The sequence below is a fragment of the Sulfitobacter profundi genome, from assembly GCF_042661425.1.
In the GTDB taxonomy this organism is placed as follows: domain Bacteria; phylum Pseudomonadota; class Alphaproteobacteria; order Rhodobacterales; family Rhodobacteraceae; genus Sulfitobacter; species Sulfitobacter profundi.
This window is the reverse complement of record NZ_JBHSWA010000001.1, coordinates 371,473-393,294: the sequence shown is the minus strand read 5'-3', so window position 1 is coordinate 393,294 and position 21,822 is coordinate 371,473. Positions and strand designations below refer to the sequence as shown.

Annotated in this window: 18 protein-coding genes and 5 pseudogenes; 10 read left to right on the top strand and 13 right to left on the bottom strand. The window is 62.7% G+C overall.

The window, feature by feature from the left end:
- Positions 1 to 16: 16 nt before the first annotated feature.
- The 4 genes from kdsA to ACFQAU_RS02060 form a co-directional block, all read right to left on the bottom strand.
- Positions 17 to 850: a 3-deoxy-8-phosphooctulonate synthase gene (gene kdsA / locus ACFQAU_RS02075; RefSeq protein ID WP_067942157.1), complete on the bottom strand. Its 834-nt coding sequence runs from the start codon at positions 848 to 850 to the stop codon at positions 17 to 19.
- Positions 847 to 2,583: a KpsE/RkpR family capsule polysaccharide export protein gene (locus tag ACFQAU_RS02070; protein WP_132445782.1), complete on the bottom strand. Its 1,737-nt coding sequence runs from the start codon at positions 2,581 to 2,583 to the stop codon at positions 847 to 849. The genes kdsA and ACFQAU_RS02070 overlap by 4 nt, the downstream gene beginning before the upstream one ends.
- Positions 2,561 to 3,220, bottom strand: a complete 660-nt coding sequence (locus ACFQAU_RS02065; protein WP_067628983.1) for an ABC transporter ATP-binding protein — start codon at positions 3,218 to 3,220, stop codon at positions 2,561 to 2,563. The genes ACFQAU_RS02070 and ACFQAU_RS02065 overlap by 23 nt, the downstream gene beginning before the upstream one ends.
- 244 nt (positions 3,221 to 3,464) lie before the next feature.
- Positions 3,465 to 4,058, bottom strand: coding sequence for an acyl-homoserine-lactone synthase (locus tag ACFQAU_RS02060; protein ID WP_317391119.1), 594 nt, complete (start codon positions 4,056 to 4,058; stop codon positions 3,465 to 3,467).
- A gap of 495 nt (positions 4,059 to 4,553) precedes the next feature.
- Here ACFQAU_RS02060 and ACFQAU_RS02055 point away from each other — a divergent pair, with 495 nt between their 5' ends.
- Positions 4,554 to 5,957 (top strand): sensor histidine kinase, encoded by a 1,404-nt coding sequence (locus tag ACFQAU_RS02055; protein WP_240791632.1) that lies wholly within the window; start codon positions 4,554 to 4,556, stop codon positions 5,955 to 5,957.
- Between the two features lie 23 nt (positions 5,958 to 5,980).
- On the opposite strand, the gene ACFQAU_RS02050 is transcribed toward ACFQAU_RS02055, so the two are convergent.
- The 3 genes and pseudogenes from ACFQAU_RS02050 to ACFQAU_RS02040 all read right to left on the bottom strand — a co-directional run bounded on the left by ACFQAU_RS02050 (position 5,981) and on the right by ACFQAU_RS02040 (position 7,485).
- Positions 5,981 to 6,121, bottom strand: a complete 141-nt coding sequence (locus ACFQAU_RS02050) for a hypothetical protein (protein WP_165935589.1) — start codon at positions 6,119 to 6,121, stop codon at positions 5,981 to 5,983.
- Positions 6,121 to 7,151, bottom strand: a pseudogene (locus ACFQAU_RS02045) (permease). The gene ACFQAU_RS02050 and the pseudogene ACFQAU_RS02045 overlap by 1 nt, the downstream one beginning before the upstream one ends.
- Positions 7,144 to 7,485, bottom strand: coding sequence for an ArsR/SmtB family transcription factor (locus tag ACFQAU_RS02040; protein ID WP_120350593.1), 342 nt, complete (start codon positions 7,483 to 7,485; stop codon positions 7,144 to 7,146). The pseudogene ACFQAU_RS02045 and the gene ACFQAU_RS02040 overlap by 8 nt, the downstream one beginning before the upstream one ends.
- 109 nt (positions 7,486 to 7,594) lie before the next feature.
- On the opposite strand from ACFQAU_RS02040, the gene ACFQAU_RS02035 reads away from it, so the two are divergent.
- Together ACFQAU_RS02035 and ACFQAU_RS02030 are read left to right on the top strand one after the other, a co-directional pair.
- Positions 7,595 to 8,194, top strand: coding sequence for a uracil-DNA glycosylase family protein (locus ACFQAU_RS02035; RefSeq protein WP_132445791.1), 600 nt, complete (start codon positions 7,595 to 7,597; stop codon positions 8,192 to 8,194).
- A 28-nt stretch (positions 8,195 to 8,222) separates the two neighbouring features.
- Entirely contained in the window at positions 8,223 to 9,005 is a 783-nt protein-coding gene (locus tag ACFQAU_RS02030; protein ID WP_132445859.1) for an SseB family protein, read from the top strand.
- Between the two features lie 74 nt (positions 9,006 to 9,079).
- On the opposite strand, the gene ACFQAU_RS02025 is transcribed toward ACFQAU_RS02030, so the two are convergent.
- On the bottom strand, positions 9,080 to 9,694 hold the full coding sequence (locus ACFQAU_RS02025; protein ID WP_132445794.1) for a GcrA family cell cycle regulator: 615 nt from the start codon (positions 9,692 to 9,694) through the stop codon (positions 9,080 to 9,082).
- A gap of 363 nt (positions 9,695 to 10,057) precedes the next feature.
- Between ACFQAU_RS02025 and ACFQAU_RS02020 the strand changes: the two genes are divergently transcribed.
- From ACFQAU_RS02020 to ACFQAU_RS02010, 3 genes and pseudogenes are all read left to right on the top strand, one after another.
- Positions 10,058 to 11,233 (top strand): aspartate aminotransferase family protein, encoded by a 1,176-nt coding sequence (locus ACFQAU_RS02020; protein ID WP_120350596.1) that lies wholly within the window; start codon positions 10,058 to 10,060, stop codon positions 11,231 to 11,233.
- 71 nt (positions 11,234 to 11,304) lie between these two features.
- Positions 11,305 to 12,210, top strand: a complete 906-nt coding sequence (argF, locus tag ACFQAU_RS02015) for an ornithine carbamoyltransferase (protein ID WP_132445797.1) — start codon at positions 11,305 to 11,307, stop codon at positions 12,208 to 12,210.
- Positions 12,207 to 13,148: pseudogene (locus ACFQAU_RS02010) on the top strand (2-dehydropantoate 2-reductase); the annotation flags it as partial. The gene argF and the pseudogene ACFQAU_RS02010, both read left to right, overlap by 4 nt.
- A gap of 111 nt (positions 13,149 to 13,259) precedes the next feature.
- Here ACFQAU_RS02010 and ACFQAU_RS02005 read toward each other — a convergent pair.
- Together ACFQAU_RS02005 and ACFQAU_RS02000 are read right to left on the bottom strand one after the other, a co-directional pair.
- A pseudogene (locus ACFQAU_RS02005) lies at positions 13,260 to 14,740 on the bottom strand (inorganic phosphate transporter).
- A gap of 164 nt (positions 14,741 to 14,904) precedes the next feature.
- Positions 14,905 to 15,333: an NUDIX hydrolase gene (locus ACFQAU_RS02000; protein WP_348408396.1), complete on the bottom strand. Its 429-nt coding sequence runs from the start codon at positions 15,331 to 15,333 to the stop codon at positions 14,905 to 14,907.
- A 246-nt stretch (positions 15,334 to 15,579) separates the two neighbouring features.
- On the opposite strand from ACFQAU_RS02000, the pseudogene gndA reads away from it, so the two are divergent.
- Positions 15,580 to 16,949: pseudogene (gndA, locus tag ACFQAU_RS01995) on the top strand (NADP-dependent phosphogluconate dehydrogenase).
- A gap of 175 nt (positions 16,950 to 17,124) precedes the next feature.
- Here gndA and truA read toward each other — a convergent pair.
- Positions 17,125 to 17,898 carry a tRNA pseudouridine(38-40) synthase TruA gene (gene truA / locus ACFQAU_RS01990; protein ID WP_132445803.1) on the bottom strand — a complete coding sequence of 258 codons (774 nt, stop codon included), beginning with the start codon at positions 17,896 to 17,898 and terminating at the stop codon, positions 17,125 to 17,127.
- Positions 17,899 to 17,987: 89 nt separating this feature from the next.
- Here truA and ACFQAU_RS01985 point away from each other — a divergent pair, with 89 nt between their 5' ends.
- From ACFQAU_RS01985 to ACFQAU_RS01975, 3 genes and pseudogenes are all read left to right on the top strand, one after another.
- Positions 17,988 to 19,415 (top strand): YcjX family GTP-binding protein, encoded by a 1,428-nt coding sequence (locus ACFQAU_RS01985; RefSeq protein ID WP_132445806.1) that lies wholly within the window; start codon positions 17,988 to 17,990, stop codon positions 19,413 to 19,415.
- The gene (locus ACFQAU_RS01980) at positions 19,412 to 19,876 is read left to right on the top strand and encodes a GNAT family N-acetyltransferase (RefSeq protein ID WP_132445809.1); all 465 of its coding nucleotides are present in this window, start codon (positions 19,412 to 19,414) and stop codon (positions 19,874 to 19,876) included. The genes ACFQAU_RS01985 and ACFQAU_RS01980 overlap by 4 nt, the downstream gene beginning before the upstream one ends.
- Positions 19,876 to 20,879 (top strand): annotated as a pseudogene (locus tag ACFQAU_RS01975) (YcjF family protein). The gene ACFQAU_RS01980 and the pseudogene ACFQAU_RS01975 overlap by 1 nt, the downstream one beginning before the upstream one ends.
- 4 nt (positions 20,880 to 20,883) lie before the next feature.
- On the opposite strand, the gene ACFQAU_RS01970 reads toward ACFQAU_RS01975, so the two are convergent.
- Both ACFQAU_RS01970 and ACFQAU_RS01965 read right to left on the bottom strand, forming a co-directional pair.
- Positions 20,884 to 21,009: a hypothetical protein gene (locus ACFQAU_RS01970; protein WP_386280157.1), complete on the bottom strand. Its 126-nt coding sequence runs from the start codon at positions 21,007 to 21,009 to the stop codon at positions 20,884 to 20,886.
- Positions 21,006 to 21,662, bottom strand: a complete 657-nt coding sequence (locus ACFQAU_RS01965) for a sulfotransferase (RefSeq protein ID WP_386280154.1) — start codon at positions 21,660 to 21,662, stop codon at positions 21,006 to 21,008. The genes ACFQAU_RS01970 and ACFQAU_RS01965 overlap by 4 nt, the downstream gene beginning before the upstream one ends.
- Positions 21,663 to 21,822 lie beyond the last annotated feature (160 nt).

The following is a 21,822-nucleotide window of genomic DNA, read 5'->3' as shown; positions in this document are numbered from 1 at the left end:
GCTTTTTGGGATAAATTTAGAAAGTCAGCGGATGGCTTTTTGCCAGCGCATCGAATTGCATCAGCAGATTGATCAGCCCCGGCATCTGGTCGAGGTAAATCATGTTGGGCCCATCGCTCGGCGCGCGATCGGGGTCTTCGTGCGTCTCCATAAAAATAGCGGCGACGCCGATGGATGCGGCCGCGCGCGCCATGACGGGCGCAAATTCGCGCTGACCGCCCGAAGAGCCGCCCTTGCCACCCGGCTGCGCGACGGAATGTGTCGCGTCCATCACCACCGGATAGCCGGTTTGGGCCATCTGCGGCAGGCTGCGCATGTCGGCAACCAACGTGTTGTATCCAAAGGTCGTGCCGCGCTCGGTCAAGAGGATGTTCTTATTGCCGGTGCTTTCGATCTTGTCGACGATGTTCTGCATCTCCCAAGGGGCGAGGAACTGGCCCTTCTTGACGTTCACGGCCTTGCCCGTTTCGCCAGCGGCCAGCAGGATATCGGTCTGGCGGCAGAGAAACGCAGGGATCTGCAGCACGTCGACCACTTCACCAGCCTGGGCGCATTGCGCTTCGTTATGCACATCCGTCAGCACAGGCACATCATTGGCGCGGGCCACGGATTGCAGGACTTGCAGACCCTTTTCAATGCCCAAACCACGTTTGCCCGAGAGGGAGGTGCGGTTGGCCTTGTCATAGCTGGCCTTGAAGATGAACTGCGCGCCAGCCGCGTCACAGGCTTCTTTCAGGATGCCTGCGATCATCTGCGCGTGGTCTTCGCTCTCCAACTGGCAGGGGCCAGCGATCACGGTGAGGGGACGGTCGTTGCCGACGGTCAGGTTGCCAATGCGCAGCTGGGTCATGAAGTTACCTGTTCTCTTAGAATGGACGCTGTCAGGGACAACATCAGGTAGATGCCTGCAAAGATAAGAAAAGCCAATATCGTGTTTTCGAACTTGCGGGGGTAGGTCGCCTCGTCCGGGGCCACGGGGTTTACGGCCACGGTGAGGTAGCGTACCTGCCGCCCGGCCTCGGTTCGGGCTTGCTCCATTGCGGTTTGCGCGCTTTGCAGCACCATGTCGGCGGCGGCCAGATCGGCCTGCGCAAGCTGCGCCGCGACCGCCTGTTGCGCCAGCGAGTTTTCGCCTTCGTTGGCGGCGGTCATGCGTTCGCGCAGTTTGGTCAGCTGTTCGCGAAGCCGCCGCACATCGCCGCGCGCGCCGTCGACCTTGGCTTGGTTCGGGCGCTGGTTGTCGAGCAGAGCGGCGAGTTCGAGTTCTTTCTCAATCAACAGGGTTTCGTAATTGGTGATCTGGGTCCGGATCGAGGCGATCATCGCTTCGGGATCGACGTTGTTGTCGACCTGCAGTTTGATCAGCGCTTCCTGCGCCGCGCGGCGGTTTGTCTGCGCGGTCTCATAGCCTTCGAGCGCGTCACGCATGCCGTCTTCGCGCTTTTGCTTGCTCAGGTCGTTGACCCGCTCTTCGGCATAGGTGAGCAGGCGTTTCGAGAATTCTTCCGACACCTCTGGATCGGCGGCGATGACCTCCATCCGGATCACGCCTTCGGTCGGGTCATAGCCGATTTTGACGTTCTTTTTGTAGGTCTTGTAGGATTCCTCATTGGTGGGGCTTTCCGAAAGCCGCTGGATCGCGTCGATCTGCGGGTCTGCGAAATGCGTGCGAAAGCCTGCGTCCTCATCAAGGCGCAGCATTGCGTCTTTCGATTGCAGATAGGCCTGCGTGGCGATGCTGTCTGCGCTATTGGCGAATTGCGTGGGCAGTAACCCGCCAAAGGGGCTGGTGCCGCCGCCGCCTTCGTTCTGGATGATCAGAAACTGGCTTTCAGTGGCATACATCGGCGTGGCGATTTTGTAGAAATAATAGCCCGCCGCGAAGGTCGGCAGCATGACAAAGAAGGCAAGCCGCACCATCAGCATGGCCGCTTTACGGCGACGGCGGCGGGTGATGTCGCGCTGAATGTCGGAAATCTCGCGCTGGCGGCGCTCTGCGGGGCTCACATCGGTCGAGGGCAGGCCGCGGGGGCCGCGCGGAGTGGTCTGCGGCAGCTGCACCTTTGCGTCGCCGGGCTGCCCACGGGTGGCGGGCAGATCGCTGCCGCCCTGATCTCCCGATTGCGGCACTACGAGTTCCAGCATGTTGGACCGCTGAAACGGGTCGATCCCCTTGGCGCGCAAAAGGCGCACGGCGTCGAAATCCGAGGTCGGTGCCAGCCCGTGTTTCTGCGCCACGCGGCGCGCCATGCGCAATTGGCGGCCCGTCAACCCTTCGCGGCGGATCGCGTCGATATCCTGCTCGGCCGACACTTCCTTGGCCGACGACACCTCTCCGCTGCGGGGGCTTTCAGGATCCGAGGTTTTGCCGCTGCGCGCGGCATGTTCCAAGGCTTCCTTGCTGTACGACGGTTCTACCTGCGTTGCATCGGGCACGGCGCGCAGCTTGGCCGTTCTCTCGGCCTTTTCGGCATCGGTCTGCGGTGCCTGCGCTTTCGCTGCACTGCTCGGCGATGCGCCGGAGGCGGCGGGCGGCGGTGCCTTGCGGATGCGGAATTTCCTAGCCTTGGGTTTCGTAGTCATAGAGCTGTTTCGCTTCTTCCAAGGTGTCGAACATATGTAATTTACCATCCAAAAGGACAGCGGCGGAGCGGGCGAACTTTTCAAGCGTATGGGCCTGATGCGAAACGATGATGATCGTCGTGGTTTGCAACCGTTCTTTCAGAATGTCGCCCGCCTTGCGGTTGAACTCTACGTCTGTCGTGCCGGGCATGCCTTCGTCAATCAGATAGATATCAAAATCCAGCGCCAACATCAGCGCGAAAGAGAACCGCGCCCGCATCCCTGCGGAATAGGTGCCAAGCGGTTGGTCGAAATATTCGCCCAAGCCGCACAGCCAGCGGCAAAAACTCTCGACGTAATCCGGGTCGAGCCCATAGAGCCGCGCGATATAGCGGGCGTTCTCCATGGCTGAGACTTTGTTGACGACGCCGCCCATAAAACCCAATGGAAACGAGATGTTACAGCTTCGCCTGATCTCACCGTCATCCGGTTTCTCAAGCCCGGCCATCATGTTGATCAGGGTGGTTTTGCCGGTGCCGTTGGGGGCCAGAATGCCCAAGGACTTGCCAAGTTCCACGCGAAAAGACACCCGGTCAAGGATGACCTTGTGCTGCGATCCCGTCCAAAAGGACTTGGACACATTTTCAAATTCCAGCATTCCCTGCTCCAGTTGGTGCTGAGCGCGGCCTCTCGGCGCCTCTTGTATCAGAGGTACCTTAACCGTTTATGCGCCGAATTTGACCACAATATGTCGAAATGCAGGCGATGGCCGCCGCAAGTCGCCGTGCGGGCAGGGCACGAGCAGCGCTGCGGCGGCTCAAACCGCCGCCTGTAGCGCGGTCGCTGGGCAAGCCGCCGGGGCGATGTCGGCTTGCCTATCTGCGCAGCGGTCGGTGCGGTGGTCAGTGCAGCGTGTGGGTGCTTTCGGTCGGGGTCATCTCGCCGATGTAGCTGACGTTCATCAAGGCTGCCTGCGTGCGGTCGCCGTCGATGTTTTGCACAGGGCCCACAGGCACGGCGCTCATCAGGCCAAGCCGGGTCATCCACCGGCTAAAGGTGGCAGGCACAATGCCCAAAACGTGGCTTGCGCCCATGGCATAGGCGGCACCGGCCATTTGGTTCATGAGCATACGTTGCACGGCAATGCGGCGCTGCGCGGGGACCGCGCTGGTCAGGAAAAGGCGGGTCGCTTCCCAAATGTCATCGCGGACGGGCGCTTTGAAAAACAGCACGTCCTGCGGAATGTCCGGCAGCATCCCGAGCTGCGCATCGCGCAGCATGTAGCTGTACTGCGCGCAGGTCGAGGTGGTGGGCATCAGACGCACGCCGCCCATGACCTCTCCATACTCGTGCAGAACGATCCAGCGCGCGCGGGGCGTGTCGTACTGGTCAAACTCCATCCCATCAACCTGAGGGAGATCCCATTGCTTGTCATCGATAAAGATTCGGCGTCGGGCCCGGAGGAAATTGACGAATAATTCACCGTGCTGATGCATGTTTAAAAACGACAAAGTTGTGGCGCGCATGTACGGATTGGCCCGGGCGAGGGCCTCTGGGCTGTAGGGATCAGGTTCAGCCGCTTTGGGGCCAAGGAGTTTACGGGGAAAACGATTATTTTTGACTTCCAACGCTTTAGCGTCTTGTGGCGTCAGTTCGGGAAGAACATCCTGCCAAGATTTCCCACTGAAGCTCCGTCCTTGCAGACTCATGTTTGACCTCGAAAATTCGCTGTAAAAATAACTCTTATCAAGAGGCTAACCTCTAGTTGCATGAAATGGCCATACTTATGTCCCATTTCCGGGTGTAGAAGTGGGGAAGATCGCGTCTAACATGTGCGACGATGCCGAAATGCAACATGTTAAGGGCGTTTGTCGGCAGAATGCTGACATTCGAGCAGCCGACCGAAGAAAACGAGAGCGATGTCGCAGGAAAAAGTAACATACGGGCCGATTCATACGCCGCATCTCGCTGACGCGACTAAGGTGCAGCAGATGCGGGATTATTCCCAAGTCGGCGTTAACCTGTTCTGGCAGCGGCAAATGATTTTTGCGGCGGCCATTTGCCTGTCCGCTTTCTACTACGAACTTTGGCTGTCGATCACGACGTTGATCTTTATCGCGATTTCCGAGACCTTTGACTACCTTCTCTTCTTGCGCATCACCCGGTGGCGCGGGCGCAGCCCCCGTTTGGCGCGGTTGTTCATGAACCGCATCTACCTCGGGACGGTGCTAAGCGCCGGGGTGATCAGCTATTTCGCGCTTGGGATTGCGCTTCAGCAGGGGGCGACGACCCATTTTCTGCCGCTGTTCTTCCTATTCGCGGCAGCGCTTTTTGCGTCGATGAACAACCATCATATCCTGCCAGTGTTGATGCTGCGGCTTGCGATCTATGGGGCGACATTCCTGTTCATTCCAATCTGGGACATCGTCCGCACCGGGGCGAGCATAGAGTCCGAGCTCTGGACCCAGTTGTTCACCGTGGTCTTCGTGCTTTATTTCATCGTCGATTGCTCGCGTATCTTCATGAAAATGTACCGCACCAACCTGCGCCAGTTGGAAGAGTTGAAAGCAGAGCATGAGAAAACCAAGATCGCGTTTAAGGTAAAAACCGAATTCGTCTCCACCATCAGCCACGAGCTGCGCACGCCGATGACGTCGATCAAAGGGTCGCTCGATATGGCCTGCGCCGGGGTTCTGGGTGAAATGACCCCGCAGATGGAGAAGGTCTTGAAGATCGCGCAGCGCAATTCGGCGCGGCTCACGTCGATCATTAACGAGATTCTCGACCTGCAAAAGTTCGAGGCGGGCAAGGTGAGCTTTGATATCGAACCGCTTGAAGTGCAAACGATTATCGAAGACGCGATTGAGCTTAATCAGGCCTTTGCAGGCAACTTGGGCGTGACGCTGCGCTATGCCAAGCCTTCGGATGCGGCGGGAATTGCCACCGATGAAAAACGCCTGCAGCAGGTGATGTCCAACCTTCTGTCCAATGCGGCCAAATTCTCGCCCGCGGGGTCGACGGTGAAGGTCACCTCCGTCAAGCACGAGGATAAGGTGCGGATCAGCGTGATTGATGAGGGGATCGGCCTTGCGGAATCCGAGCGGGAGAAGGTCTTTGACGAATTCTCGCAGATCGACTCGTCTGACCAGCGCGCCGTGGGTGGCACCGGTCTGGGCATGAACATCTCCAAGCGGATCATCGAAGCCTTGGGCGGTCAGATCGACTACTTCAAAAACGCGGGCCCCGGCACGACGTTCTATATCGATATGCCGTTGGGCAATGGGTCCGGGCGCGAGTTGGCGCATGGGATACATGTCAAAGATATGGTCAACGGGGACGGGCCGATCGGCGATGAAGAGCCCCAGAAACCCTCCGGGGATCGGGCCGCGGCCTAGGTTCGCGGCGGCCCGGCCCGTCGTCAGTGGCCAATCACTTTCGTCTCGGCGCAGCTTTGTTGTGCGTCTTTCGTGGCCTGCGTGCCGTGGTGCGGGTCAAAGCGGTCTGCCAACACCGCTTTGACCTGATCGCGGATATGCGCAGGGGGATGCCCGTGCCCCATTAGGCCACCAATTGCCAAGCCATGCCCGCGAAGATGGCTCCGACAAAGGCAAAGGCAAGATAGGCGGCAAAGACATGCGGTTTGACCAGCGCCCAGACAGCAATGGCCGCCGGGATGCAGCTGACCCCGCCTGCGATGACAAAGGACATGGCCGCGCCTTGGGTCATGCCTTGGGCCAACAGCGCGTCGATCAAGGGGACCGCGGCATAGCCGTTGAGATAGGCCGGTGCCCCCACCAAAGCGCCGAGTATGATGGGCATGATCCCGGTGCCGCCCAAGATATTGGCGATCCATTCTGCGGGCACGTAGGTCAGCATCAAGGCTTCGACCACATAGGCGAGCGTAAGCCATTTCACGAGGAAAACCGCGTTGGTCAGCGCCGTGTCGCTAAAGCTCGCGCGGCGCTCGGCCTCTTGCCAGAACTTCCAAACCGGCGCGCCGGAGAAGGGTTTGGCCGAAGAACAGCAGCTGCTTTTCGCGGGCTGGGCGCGCAGCGGATCATTAAAGAGCGGGGTCCGCGATAGGGCCAAGACGGTGAAGCCGCCGACCATGCCAACGCCGAGTGCTGCGATGGTTTTCGCCACGGCGAAATCGAACCCCAGCGTGCCGGAGGTGATCGCGAACATGGCCGGATCCATCAAGGGGAGGCAAGCCAGAAGGCCATAACCGCACCCAGCGGGGCGCCAACGGCGAGCAGGGCAGCGATAAAGGGGATCACCTCGCAGCTGCAAAAGGGCGACAGCCCGCCAAGGGCGGCGGCCATGACCACCATCCGGGCCGGATTGCCCTCAAAAGCGCGGGCGAGCAGGCTCTCAGCGCCGCTGGCTTTGAGATAGGCCACGGCCAGCACGGCGAAGGCGATGAACGGGGCGGTGCCCAAAAGCGCCTCGGCGGTGAAGGTAACGGTCGGCACGATTTGCGGGGGATCCAGCAGGGCGATGAGGGCAAGAAGAGCCAAGGTGATGCCCCAAGCGCCTTTCAAGAACGCCAGTCGATGGAGCACGGGAGGGGATTGCGTGGTTTCAGCCATGATCATGCTCCGTACATTCGTTGATTGCGTCTGCGCAGCATTCGGTGAGCAGGAAATTCGCCAGCGCCTGCACTTCTTCATAGGCGACGGCGGCGCAGATTGTGCTGCGGCCTTGCTTTTCCTGTTTCACCAATCCGGCGGAGGCCAAGAGTTTCAGGTGATGCGTCAGGGTCGAGCCGGTCACCCCGGTGCGTTCGCCCAGCGTGCCGATGCTCAGCCCCGCCGATCCGGCGCGCACCAAGGTGCGCAGCACCAAGAGGCGCTGTTCCGATCCAAGTGCTGCAAAGCTGCTGGCGGCGAGGGTGAGGGCGGGGGTTGCGGATTCTTGTTTCATGATTCTAGAAATATCGAAATGTCAGCCCTACGCAAGCTTTATTTCGATATTTGTCGAAGTGATCAGTTGCGGCCCTTTATCTTTCGGCCCTACCGCTTATCTCCTCCTCATGAAGGATATCCGAGATGATCTGGCGGCCTGCCGCCTTTGTGCCGAGCGTTTTGCCGTGACGGCGACCCAGCATCGCCCACGGCCCATCGTCTGGTTCAAACCCGGCGCGCGGCTGCTGATTGCCAGCCAAGCGCCCGGCAAACGGGTGCATGAGGCGGGCAAGCCGTTTTGGGACATGTCCGGCACCCGTCTGCGCGACTGGTTGGGCTTGGACGAGGCGACATTCTATGACCGCAACCGTGTTGCCATCGTGCCGATGGGCTTTTGCTTTCCGGGCTATGACGCCAAGGGCAGTGACCTGCCGCCGCCGCGTATCTGTGCCCAAACTTGGCGCAAGCCCGTACTTGAGATGCTGCCCGACCTGCGTCTGACGGTGCTGATCGGGGCCTATGCGATTAAGTATCACCTGCCCGGATTCCGCAATGTGACCGAGGCCGTCGCGGGGTGGCGGGATCATCCGCCGGGGGTCTTTGCCTTGCCTCATCCGTCTTGGCGCAATACCGGATGGTTGAACAAGAATCCCTGGTTCGCGGAAGAGGTCTTGCCCCGTCTGCGCGCCGCCGTGTCCGAGGTGATGAATGACCGACCGCCAAGCTGACCCCCAAGCTGACCTTAAGACAGCCCGGCTGATTGAGCCGACCCCGCTGGACCAAGCCCATGCCGCGATGATGACCGCCCCCGAGGATGACGCCGCCCGCCTGCGCTTTTACGAGCGTATCGCGGATGTTGAGCTATTCATGTTGTTAGAGGATGAGCCGCAGGGCGATCAGATCAGCCCGGTGCTGCTTGAGGACAGCTATGTCATGGTTTTCGACCGCGCCGCACGGCTGTCGGCCCATGTGGGGGAGGCGTCTCCCTATGTGGCGCTCTCGGGCCGGGCGATTTCCGCGATGTTGGAGGGCCAGCCGCTTGGCATGGCGGTGAACATCGGCGTGGCCCCGTCGGAAATCCTGTTGCCTGCCGAGGCGATGGATTGGCTGCGCAGCACCTTGGCCCATGCCCCGGGCGAAGTGGAGGCGGGTATCGATCAGGTGTTCCCGCCGCAGGGGCTGCCAGAGACGCTAATCGCCGCGATCGACGCCAAGCTGGCGACAGCGACCGGCATGGCGGCTGGCGCGTTCCTTGTGGGGGTCGAATATACCGGCGGCGGGCGCGGGCATCTTTTGGCCTTCGTCGGCGCGATCCCCCGCGCGCAGGACGCGCTGGTGCGGGCAGCCTCAGAGGCGCTGACCTTTTCGGGGATCGAGGCAGGGGCGATGGATGTGGGCTTCTTTGGTCCCAACGATGCGGTGGTCGAAAAACTGGCCCGCGTTGGCCTGCGCTTTGACCTGCCGCAGATGGAGCCTTTGCAGAACACGCCCCGGATGGCCCCGGGCAGTGATCCGGCGAAACCGCCGAAACTGCGCTGATTGTGCCTTGAGGCAAAGAAAAAGCGGGCAGGGCAATCACGCCCACCCGCCTTTTTCATTGCATCTTGCCAGTCTTAGCGGCGGCGGTCGCGCCGGGCGCTCATGGGTTGGAAAGCGACGCCGACGTGGGCCTCGCAATAGGGTTTGCCCTGTTGTACGGGCAGGCCGCAGAACCAGAAGTCATCGGTCGCGGGGTCGCCGACGGGCCATTTGCAGGTCCGCTCGGTCAGTTCCATCAGGCCGATCTTCTTGGCCTTCTTCTCGATTTCGCTGACCTTGGCGAGCGCCTCTGGGCTGATCTCATTGGCCGAAGGCTGCGGCGGCAGCGGTTGGCCTGCGGGGATGATCTGTTTGCGCGCGGGCAGGTTGGGCTTGGGCGCCGGGGCTGCGGCGGGCTCTTCGGATTCGGGCGCAGGGGCGGCTTCGGCCTCGGGTTCCGCTGCTGGCTTGGCGGCGGGCTTTGGCTTGGCCTCGGCCTTGGACGCTGCGGGCTTGGCCTTGGGCTCTGGCTTGGCAGCCGCTGCGGCGGCGGGTGCCCCGGCGGTGCGGTTCGACAGGCCCAGACGGTGCACCTTGCCAATCACGGCATTGCGCGTCACCCCGCCCAGTTCTTTTGCGATCTGGCTGGCGGACTGGCCTTCGCCCCACATCTTTTTAAGTGTCTCTACGCGCTCATCAGTCCAGGACATACGGGGTTCCCCAGTTAAAAAGCGGCCCCATAGCCCGGACCGCTTTGTCAGTGTATCGGCCTCCATTTTATCTTCTGGGGCCGCAGGTGCAAGCGCCGATGCCCCTTGAGGGCGGCGCGCTGCGATTGGGGCTTTACGTGGGGGATGAAGGGCGGCTATGCAAGGCCCATGATCAAATGTGCCACATATTCCATCCGACGACGCTTCGTTCGATAAACATAGCGCCCTTTAGGGGGCGGCGTGATGGCCTGATCTCGCAGCAGACATGCTGCACCCTTTCAAAAACAACCAAATCCCATTGACCCTGCGCCAGCCCCATGCCCTTTTACCGGCGTGACGCGGCCCTCTTTCAAGGACAAACAGATGATCCCTTCCGTTCTGCCAACCTACAATCGCGCCCCTTTGACCTTTGTCAAAGGCGAAGGCACATGGCTGATCGAGGCGGATGGGCGACGTTTTCTCGACCTTGGCGCGGGGATCGCAGTGAACGCGCTTGGTCATGCGCATCCAGCGCTGGTGAAGGCGCTGACGGATCAGGCTCAAGCGCTGTGGCACACGTCAAACCTTTACCACATCCCGCAGCAAGAGGCGCTGGCTGACCGGCTGGTGGCCGAGACTTTTGCCGACACGGCATTTTTCTGCAATTCAGGGACCGAGGCTTGCGAGTTGGCCGTGAAGATGGCGCGCAAGTATTTCTATGAAGCAGGCCAGCCCGAGCGGGTTGAGATCATCACTTTCAGCGGGTCGTTCCACGGCCGTTCATCTGCCGGGATTGCCGCGGCGGGGTCTGAGAAAATGACCAAAGGTTTCGGCCCGCTGCTGCCGGGTTTCGTACATCTCGATCTTGGCGACAGTGACGCGCTGGAGGCCGCCATCACCGATAAAACCGCCGCCATCATGGTGGAGCCGGTTCAGGGCGAAGGCGGCATCCGCGCCGTGCCGGATGCCGAGTTGCAGCAGATGCGCGCGCTTTGTGACCAACATGGGCTGTTGCTGATTATGGACGAGGTGCAATGCGGCGTTGGCCGGACCGGACGGCTCTTTGCCCATGAATGGGCCGGGGTGACACCCGATATCATGATGGTCGCCAAGGGCATCGGCGGGGGTTTTCCGTTGGGCGCGGTGCTGGCCAATGAAAAGGCCGCGTCGGGCATGACTGCTGGCACCCATGGGTCGACCTATGGCGGCAACCCGCTGGGCTGTGCCGTGGGCTGCGCCGTGCTGGATGTGGTCGCCGACGCGGGCTTTCTGGCAGAGGTGAACCGCAAAGCGGGGCTGATGCGTCAGCGCCTTGAGGGGCTGGTGGCAGAGCATCCGGGTGTCTTTGAAGAGGTCCGTGGCGCGGGGCTGATGCTGGGGCTGAAATGCAAAGTGGCGAATGCGGATGTGGTCGCCTCGGGCTATGACCATGACCTGATCACCGTACCCGCCGCGGACAATGTGATCCGCCTTCTGCCGCCGCTGACCATTTCCGACGATGAGATCGCCGAGGCCGTGACCCGCCTTGACGCCATCGCGCGCGCGCTGACCCCGGCCTGAACGCCATTCACCTAAAATATTCCTCGGGCACCGGAGGCCGTGGCCTTAGACCCGCAAGACAGAGACGACAGATGAACCATTTTCTTGATATCCACCAAACCGACCCCGCCGATTTGCGGCAGATCATCGACAACGCCGCCGCCATGAAGGCCGCGCGCCAAGGCCGCCCGCGCGGCGCGGCGGATGAAGATCAGCCGCTGAAAGACCACATGGTCGCGCTGATCTTTGAAAAACCTTCGACCCGGACGCGCGTGTCTTTCGATGTGGGCGTGCGTCAGATGGGCGGGCAGACGATGGTCCTCTCGGGGGCGGACATGCAGCTTGGCCATGGAGAGACCATCGCCGACACCGCCCGCGTGCTGTCACGCTATGTCGACATGATCATGATCCGCACCTTCGAAGAGCAGACCCTGCTTGATATGGCCGAACATGCCACCGTGCCAGTGATCAACGGGCTGACCAACCGCACGCACCCCTGCCAGATCATGGCCGACATCCAGACGTTTGAGGAACACCGCGGCCCGATCAAGGGGCGCAAGGTGGTCTGGTCGGGCGACGGCAACAATGTCTTTGCCAGCTTTGCCCATGCGGCGAAACAGTTCGACTTTGATCTCGTCTTTACCGGCCCCGAGCCGCTGGACCCTGAAGCGGCGCTCGACGGGCTTTATACCGTCGAACGCAATCCGCAAAAGGCTGTCGAAGGCGCCGATCTGGTGGTGACCGACACATGGGTCAGCATGCATGATCCGCAATCGGCCCGCGAACGGCGGCACAACCAGCTGCGTGGCTATCAGGTGAACGACGCGCTGATGGCGCTGGCGAAACCTGACGCGCTCTTCATGCATTGCCTGCCCGCGCACCGCGATGATGAGGCGACAAGCTCGGTCATGGATGGCCCGCATTCGGTGATCTTTGATGAGGCCGAAAACCGTCTGCACGCCCAAAAAGCCGTCATGCGCTGGTGTCTGGGGGCATGAGCGACGGCCCCCGCATCGTTGTCGCGGGCGCGGGGGCGATCGGTTGTTTCATCGGCGGATTGCTGGCCGGGGCGGGGCATTCCGTAACCCTGCTGGCCCGGCCTCGTATTCAGGCCGAGATCCGCACCCACGGGCTGACGTTGACCGATTTTGGCGGCATGGCCCGCTACCTCTCGGCGGATGATCTGACCCTTGCGGGTGATGAGACCTGTCTGCGCGATGCCGATATCGTGTTGGTCACGGTCAAATCGCGCGACACCGAAAACATCGCCCGGCAGATCGCCCGCCACAGCGCGCAGGGCGTGCAGGTTATCAGCCTGCAAAACGGCATGGGCAACCGCGCGGCCTTGGCCCAGCACTTGCCGCAGCATGATCTGCGCGCCGGGCTGGTGCCCTTCAACGTCGTGGCCATGGGACAGGGGTGCTACCACCGGGCAAGCTCGGGCGATCTGGTGATCGAGGGCGGACCGGCGGATCTGGCGGCGCGGCTGTCGTTGCCGGATCTGAAGGTGGTGGAACACGCGGATATCACGGCCCTGCAATGGGGTAAGTTCCTGATGAACCTCAACAACGCGCTGAACGCGCTAAGCGGTCTGCCGTTGCAAGCGCAGTTGCAGGATCGGGCGTGGCGGCGGCTGATGGCCGATCAATGGGCCGAGGCGCTTGCCATTCTGCGGGCAGAGAAGATCCGCCCTGCTATGACCACGCCAATCCCGGCGCGGCTGGTCCCGGCTCTGTTGCGCCTGCCGACACCGCTGTTCACACGCATCGCCTCTGCCATGTTGCAGATTGATCCGCAGGCGCGGACCTCCATGGCGCAAGACCTTGCCGCCCTCCGCCCGACCGAGATCGACGCGTTGCAAGGCGAGGTGCAGCGCCGCGGGCAGGCGCTTGGCCGGGCGACACCGGTAACGGATATGGTCTTGCGGGTGATGGGCTGGGCAGAGCTTGCAGGCGAGGGGCTGCCGCATTTGCCGGTCACCGCCCTGCGGGCCGAGATGGCAGCAGGGCAGGACCAGCAAGAGGGTAAGGCGCGGACGCGCCTGACCTCAGTTCACGAGGGTGTTGAGCACCCAAAAGACCATGGCAGAGAGCAGGGCCGCGGCGGGCACGGTAATTACCCAAGCCGCGACGATGGTCATGAAATGCGACCGGCGCACCAGCTTGCGGCGGCGGCGTTCTTCCTTGGCGATGCGTTTCACTTCGCTGGTTTGGCCGCCGATCCGGCGCAGGCGCCGCTCCATATGCCATTCGCGGTAAAAGCCCACGCCAAATACCCCGCCCACAGCGATATGGGTGGAGGACACGGGCAGGCCCAGCCAGCTTGCCACGATCACGGTGATCGCCGCCGACAGGGCCACGCAATAGGCGCGCATCGGGTTCAGCTTGGTGATCTGGCTGCCGACCATGCGGATCAGTTTCGGCCCAAAAAGGAACAGACCAAAGGAGATGCCGAAGGCGCCGATGATCATGACCCATGTGGGAATGCTGACCTTATCCTCAAAGCCGCCGAACTCTGTCGCATGTACGATCGCCGCCAGCGGCCCCACCGCATTGGCCACGTCATTGGCCCCATGCGCAAAGCTGAGAAGGGCGGCAGACAGCACCAGCGGCAGGCCAAAAAGCGTTTTGACCGAGCGGTTGCGGTTCTCCATCCCCTCGGACGCGCGGCGGATCAACGGGGCGGAGATGGCATAGACCACCAGCCCCGTCACCAGCCCGATGATCAAGGCCATGGGCATGTCGATACTGATGATTTTCTTGAGGCCCTTCAGCGCCAAATAGGCCGCAAAGACCCCGGCCATCAGACCCACAAGCACCGGCACCCATGTGCGCGCGGCGGCGATTTTGTCGTCTTGGTACAGGATCCGTGCCTTGATGAACGCAAGGAACATCGCCGCCACGGCACCGCCCAACACGGGAGAGATCACCCAGCTTGCGGCGATCATGCTCATCGAGCTCCAGTTGACCGCGCCAAGGCCCGCAGCTGCGATGCCCGCGCCCATGACACCGCCCACGACCGAATGGGTCGTCGACACCGGCGCGCCGACCCATGTGGCAAGGTTTACCCAAAGCGCGGAAGACACCAGCGCTGCCATCATCGCCCAGACAAAGATGCGCGTGTCGGCCACGCTGGCCGGGTCGATGATGCCCTTGGAAATGGTCGAGACGACATCGCCCCCCGCCAGCAAGGCACCGGCGGATTCGCACAAGGCCGCAATCACGATCGCCCCGCCCATGGTCAGCGCATTGGCGCCCACGGCGGGGCCCATGTTGTTGGCCACGTCGTTCGCGCCGATATTCACCGCCATATAGGCGCCGAAGATCGCGGCCGCGATCACGACAAAGCTAGAGGGCTGATGCCCGAAGAAGACCGCCGCAACGGCACCTGCCACCACGATAAAGGCCAGCGCAATGCCCGGCGCCACGAGGGGCGGGCGACATAGGTCGCGGCCAGTTCGACTTGCGAAATGCGGTTGAGGTCCTTGTCCAGCGTCTTCCACTGGCTGCCCTGCGGTTCCGTTGCCATTCCTGTATGATCTCCCAACGATCCTAACGTTAAGCGGGGGGTGACATAAGGCTATCGAGGGCGCAAGTCACCCTGTCACAAAATTGTAACATTCGGCGGAGGGCGGCATTGGCTGTTGGGGAAGGGCAATGGGGCACCGGGCCGAGACCCGATGCCATTAGGCTTTAGTGAAAGGCAGATAAGATTGCTTTAAGATCAGGCTCATCCACCAGTTCCGCCGCCTCTTGGGGCGTGAACCACGCGCGCTTGCGCATGCCCGCTTCGGGGTATTCCTCGCTCAGATCGCGCACGCGAGTGAGATAGACCTGTGTGGTCACGGGCACGGTCAAGCCTTCGCCGAGACCCTTGTCATAGTCGAAAATGCCCATCGGATCGGATTCGATGTCGGCTTTTGTCACCCCGGCCTCTTCCCATGCTTCTTGCAAGGCGGCTCCGGCACCGTCCAACCCGTCGATCGGCCAGCCCTTGGGCAAAATCCAGCGGCCCGTGTCACGGCTGGTGATCAGCAGCACCTTTTTGCCTGCCTCGGACTCGCGGTAGCAAAGGGCCGCCACCTGCACGCGGCGGGGACGTTTGAAAATAGGAAGGACCATATCCTCCCAAGCGCGTCTAAATACTTGTGTCATTACAGAACTATGCCTCGGTCGGGTGTTTTTCTTGTTATCCCCGCATTATATAGTGTTCCCGAACGCAAATCAAACTGCGGCGCGCCGGATCGGCGGGCTTGGCAGTATGACCGGCTAGAAATGAGGCATGATCGTTATGGCAACTGGCACGCAGGCGGACGGGGGCGCGGCACGGGGGCAGGCGCCGATATCGGGGTATACGGGCTGGGCACCATGGGCTCTGCTCTGGCGCTGAACTTGGCCGACAACGGCTTTACCGTGGCGGTGAGCAATCGTGAGGCAGAGTGGATCGCGCCTTTCCTTGACGAAGCCGGCCCGCTGGCCGAGCGCCTGATCGGGACCCAGCGACTGGAAGATTTCGTCGCCGCCATCGCCCGCCCGCGCAGCATCTTGTTCATGATCCCCTCTGGCGCACCGGTCGATGCGATGATCGAGACGATCAAACCGTTGCTGGATGAGGGCGACACCTTGATCGACGGCGGCAACGCCGATTTCCACGACACCCGCCGCCGCAGTGCCGCATTGGACGGCACCGGTCTGCATTTCGTCGGCATGGGCGTGTCGGGCGGAGAGGCCGGGGCGCGCAATGGCCCGTCGATGATGGTGGGCGGCAGCGAACATTCGTGGACCCAGTTCAAACCGATGGCCGAGACGATTGCCGCCCATTTCGAAGGCTCCCCTGCGTGGCGCATTTGGGCCCCGACGGGGCGGGGCATTTCGTCAAGACGGTGCATAACGGTATCGAATATGCCGACATGCAGATGATCGCCGAAGTCTACGGCCTGCTGCGGGATGCAGGCGGGCAGGGCGCGGTGGAGATCGGCAACCTTTTCGCCGACTGGCGCAAGGGGCCGCTGAATTCCTATCTGATCGAAGTGTCGGCAGCCGCGCTTTTGTCGGTCGATGCCCAAAGCGGCACGCCGATGGTCGACGTGATCCGCGATCAGGCGGGGCAGAAGGGCACCGGGCGCTGGACCTTGATCGAAGCGCTCAAGATGGGGCAATCGGCCAATACCATCGAAGCCGCCGTCGGCGCGCGTGGCTGGTCGAGCGAAAAGGCCGTGCGCGAGATGGCCGAACCGTTGCTGGCCGAAGGCGTGCAAGACGCGCCACTGCCTGAGGTGGACGATCTGGAAATGGCGCTTTTGGCGGGGCGGATCATCGGCCACGCGCAGGGCTTTCGCATTCTTTCTGCGGCCTCGGAGGAGTTCGACTGGTCCCTCGACATGGCGCGGATTTCCGAGATTTGGCGGGCGGGCTGCATCATCCGCTCGGCGCTGTTGGACGAGTTTGCCGACGCCTTCCGGGGTGAGTTGCCGGGCGGGCATCTGATCCTTGCCCCCGCCATGCGCAAACGGCTGGAAGAGAGCGTTCCCGCGTTGCGGCGTGTGGTGGCGGCGGGCGCGCTGCTCGGCGTGGCGCTGCCTGCGCTGTCGGCGGCGCTCGCGTGGTATGATAGCATGCGCCGGGCGCGCGGCACGGCCAATATGATCCAAGCTCAGCGCGATTTCTTCGGCGCGCATGGGTTCGAGCGGATAAGCGAAGAGGGCAAGTTCCACGGGACGTGGACGCCTTTGCCGTAAGGGTGCTTACGGGTCCGGAAACAAGCCGAAGGCGCCGGACCATCGCCTGCCCGCCCGGTCGGGGAGGCGATTTAGCAACGGGCGGAACACGACGAAAAGCCCACCCATGGTTGCGCCATAAAGTGGCGTGAAATTAGCGTAGCATCGCCACCCCGCGGGGAGGCGATGGACCTCGTTAGGCTTTGGCAAACGGGTCCACCGGATAGCTCACATGCGCCAGATAAAGCCCCTGCGGCGGGCAGACCGGCCCACAGGCCGCACGGTCCTTTGCCGCAAGCGCCGTCCCCATATCCGCCACGCTCCAAGAGCCCGCGCCGACACGCTCCAGCGAGCCGACGAAGCTGCGCACCTGATTGTGCAGGAAAGACCGCGCGCGCACGTCGAAATGATATTCCGTCCCGGCCATGGTCTCGACCTGAGAGACCTGCAAGCGGTCTAGTGTTTTCACCGGGCTTTCCGCCTGACAGACGGTTGAGCGGAAGGTGGTGAAATCATGTTTACCCACCAAAAGATCCGCCGCCGCCTGCATCGCCTCTACATCCAAGCCATGTTTGATCTGCCAAACCAGCCCCGCCTGATGCACCGCCGGGGCACGCCGACTGAGGATGCGGAAATGATAGCGTCGCTCAAGCGCCGAGAAACGGGCGTGAAAATTTTCGGGGGCCAGCACGCAATCGGTGATCGCAATGGGCTGCGGTTTCAGATGATAATTCAGCGCTTCGCCCAGACGAAAGGGCCGCCAGTCGCGGGCCATGTCGCAATGGGCGACCTGCGCCAGCCCATGCACGCCGGTATCGGTGCGCCCGGCGGCGGCGATGGTATGCGCGCCCGGCTCCAACTTGGCCAAGGCGGCCTCGATCGCGCCTTGTACCGTGGGTTGGTCAACCTGACGTTGCCACCCATTGAAGGGCGCACCGTGGTATTCGATTTTCAAGGCATATCTGGGCATGGACGGGGCCTTAGCGCGGGCGGGCGCTTCTGGCAATCCCCGGCTGCCGACCCTATGTTAACGGCAAAGGCAAGGGGACGGGCGCAGCTTTGGGTATCACAGGCATTGCCGACGGCATTTGGCGGCAGTTTGAGAATGTCACCGACACGGTGGGAGAGACGTTTTTCGAGCCGGTAATCCGGCTTGGGGTCACGGGTCTTGCGCGCTCGGGCAAGACGGTTTTCATCACCTCGCTGGTGGCGAACCTGCTGGACCGGGGGCGGATGCCGGGGCTGTTGGCGGCCTCCGAAGGGCGGATAGAGGCGGCGTTTTTGCAGCCACAGCCCGACGATACCGTGCCGCGTTTTGACTATGAGAACCACCTCGCCGCGCTGACCGGCAAGACGCCGCATTGGCCGGAAAGCACGCGGGCGATTTCGGAACTGCGGCTGTCGCTTAAGGTGCGGCCCAATGGGCTGCTGGCGGGGCTGCAAGGGCCGCGCACGCTGCATCTGGATATCGTGGATTACCCCGGCGAATGGCTGCTTGATCTGGCGCTGATGGATGTCTCCTACGCTGAATGGTCGGCACAGGTGATTGAGCGTATCGCCTCGCGTGAGGAGGCGGCGGGCTACCGCGCGTTGTCCGAGCAGAACGACCCCCATGCCGAGTTGGAAGAAACCACCGCCCGCAGGCTTGCCGACAGCTTTGCCGATTATCTACAAACCGCCCGCGCCAATGGCTATTCCGACTGTACGCCGGGGCGGTTTCTGCTGCCCGGTGACCTTGCAGGCTCACCGGTGTTGACCTTCGCGCCGCTGCCGGGCTCAGACGGGGCACCGCGTAAGTCGCTGATCCGCGAAATGGCGCGGCGGTTCGAGGCCTATAAGAAACAGGTGGTGCAGCCCTTCTTCCGGGATCATTTTTCTAGGATCGACAGGCAGGTGGTGCTGGTCGACGCGCTTGGCGCGATCCACCAAGGGCCGCGGGCGGTCGAAGACCTGCGCGGCGCGATGGCCGATATTCTGGGCGCCTTCCGTCCGGGGACAAACAACTTCCTGACCAGCCTGCTGCGCGGCAAGCGGGTTGAGAAAATCCTGTTTGCGGCCACCAAGGCCGACCACCTGCACCACAGCCAGCACCCACGGTTGAGCGGCATCATGCAGGCGCTGATCCGTGACGCGCGGGACCGGGCGCAATACGCAGGCGCGGGCACGCGGGCGATGGCCATCGCCAGCCTGCGCGCCACGACCGAAGACGTGATGACCCATGGTGGAGAGCCGCTCGACGTGGTGCGCGGCACGCTTTTGAACGACGATGAAACACGCGGGCGGCAGGCGGCATTCTACCCCGGAGAGTTGCCCGAAGACCCGGCGCATTTGCTGACCCCCGCCCGGCAGGGCGCGCAGGAATGGCTGGGCGCGGATTACCAGATCATGCGTTTTGCGCCGGCGGTGTTGGACCTGCGCCCCGGCGACGGCCCGCCCCATATTCGGCTCGACCGCGCGGCTGAATTTCTGATCGGGGACCGGCTATGACCGCGGTGCTGACCCGCCCCGCCACCCTGCGCCTCGCGCAACCCCTCGACGCTGGCGCGGTGGGCGGCATCATGAGCGATTTTGCCCGTGATACCAAATGGTTGCCGCGCATTCATACGGCGGCTGAGGATATTGCCCACGCTGACGCAATGATCGCCCGCGGCTGGGTCACGGTGGCCGAGCAGTCAGGCCGGATCGCCGGTTTCGCGGCCTGTGAGGGCGGCGAGTTGGATGCGCTTTATGTGTCGCAGGCGGCGCGGGGACGGGGCATTGGCTCGGCCTTGTTGAAAAGGTTAAAGACGCGCCATAAGGCACTGACTTGCTGGACATTTCAGGCCAATGCAGAGGCCATCGCTTTTTACCGCCACCACGGGTTTGCCGAAACCGCACGCGGCGATGGCAGCGCCAATGACGAAGGGCTGCCCGATCTAACATTGCACTGGCAAAGGGAGGCCGCTTGATGGCCCGGGGACCGATCCTGTTCGACCTAGAAGAAGACGCCAAGCCCCAGCCCTCGGTCGCCGACGCGCCTGCTGTGCCAGAGTTGGACGTGGAAGCGCCGCCGCCCAAGGGCCAAGCGATGCAGATCGCCGCACGGCTCGCCGCGCGCAAACCCTCGCGGCTGGTGCGGATGTTCTGGGCGCTGGCCGGGGCGCTGGTGACGGCGCTGGTGTCGATCGCGGCTTGGACCTTCGTGATCGACCTGATGGCGCGCTACCCGCTGCTGGGCTGGGCGATGACGCTGCTGATTGGGGCGTTCTTGCTGGTGCTACTGCTGCTGTCCCTGCGTGAAATGGCGGCCTTTGGACGGCTGGCGCGGCTGGACGGGCTGCGCCATGACGCGGGCGAGGCGCTGGCACAGGGGGATTTGGCCGCCGCACGCAGCGTGACGGATCGGCTGGAAACGCTTTACAAACACCGTGAAGACACCCGCTGGGGCCGCGACCGGCTGACCGAACTGCGCGGCGATCAATTCGATGCCGAGGCGCTGCTAGGGCTGGCCGAGAGCGAGGTTCTAGCCCCACTGGACCGCGCCGCCACCCGCGAGGTCGAGGCCGCCGCCCGGCAGGTCGCCGCCGTCACCGCGCTGGTCCCCTTGGCGCTGGCTGATGTGGCCGCGGCGCTCAGCAGCAACCTGCGGATGATCCGCCGCATTGCCGAGATCTATGGCGGGCGTTCGGGCTTTTTCGGCTCGTGGCGGCTGACCCGCGCAGTGCTGTCGCATCTGGTCGCCACCGGGGCCGTGGCGGTGGGCGACGACCTGATTGAGCCGCTTTTGGGGGCTCCATCGTGGCCAAGCTGAGCCGACGTTTTGGCGAAGGGCTGGTGAACGGCGCGCTGACCGCGCGCGTGGGCGTGGCCGCGATCGAGGTCTGCCGCCCACTGCCCTTTGCCCGCGAAAAACGCCCCGGCGTGCGGGGCATCGTCAAACGCGCGCTGACCGGGGTGTTTGGCAACGGCTAACGGATCAGGCCGCTGCGACCGCCTCCCGCACGGCGCGCAGCGGGTGTTGGATCAGGCCGGGCCAAGGTGAGACCTGCAACCCGGGGGCATAGCCCCACCGCGCGGCTTCCTCCGCCTGTTCCGCCGTCATCTGCGGGACCCCGGTATAGCTTTGGTTGCCATCCGCGATGCCTTCGGGCAGCGCCGCTTCGGAAAGGTCGATGAAACGCGCGATCCGGCGCAGGGCGCGGGGGCGTCGGCGACGATGTCCTCGTAGCGCAGCACCATCACCGCATGAAGATAGGGCAGGTCGCCCAACATCTGCGCTTGAGCCGCGATCCAGTGATCGATCAACGCCTGTGGCGGGGCATCGACCCATGCGGCGACGGAGGCCGCGACCGCTTCGGGGTGGCGCAGGACCACGATGAATTGCGACATCGGAAAGAGGTGCTGCATCAACCGCATGCGGGTCAGGTTCACCGGCGATTTCTCAACCCGCCAGCGCAGGTCGGGGGCGAACCACGGCGCCCAGTCCTGCGTCAGCCGGGTCTTTGTCCCCAAAGTGTTGAGCGGGTGGGCCTCGGTCAGATGTTCCTGTGGATTGGTGGCGAAATGCATGGGCCGCCCGGATTGCGCCGTATGGGGGATGGCCCCTTGCAGATAGACGCCTTCATTCTCGGGCGCTGCCGATCCGGTGATGCCGCCCGCGCCGGGCAGGGCATTGGCCAGCCGATTGACCAACGACGTGCCAGAGCGGTGCAGCCCGCCGATGAACAGATAGCGCGGAGGGATCTGGGAAGGCATTGGCGGGCTCTGATTGGGGCTGGGCAGGGTACAGTGGCTAGAAGCTAGGACCGCCATGCCCGCCGTCGAGAAATGTATGCATTAACATTTGTTATCGGAACGGAGAGGGCGCGAGGGGGGTCACCTCTCCATAAGGAGACCCATTCATGTTCATTTGCCA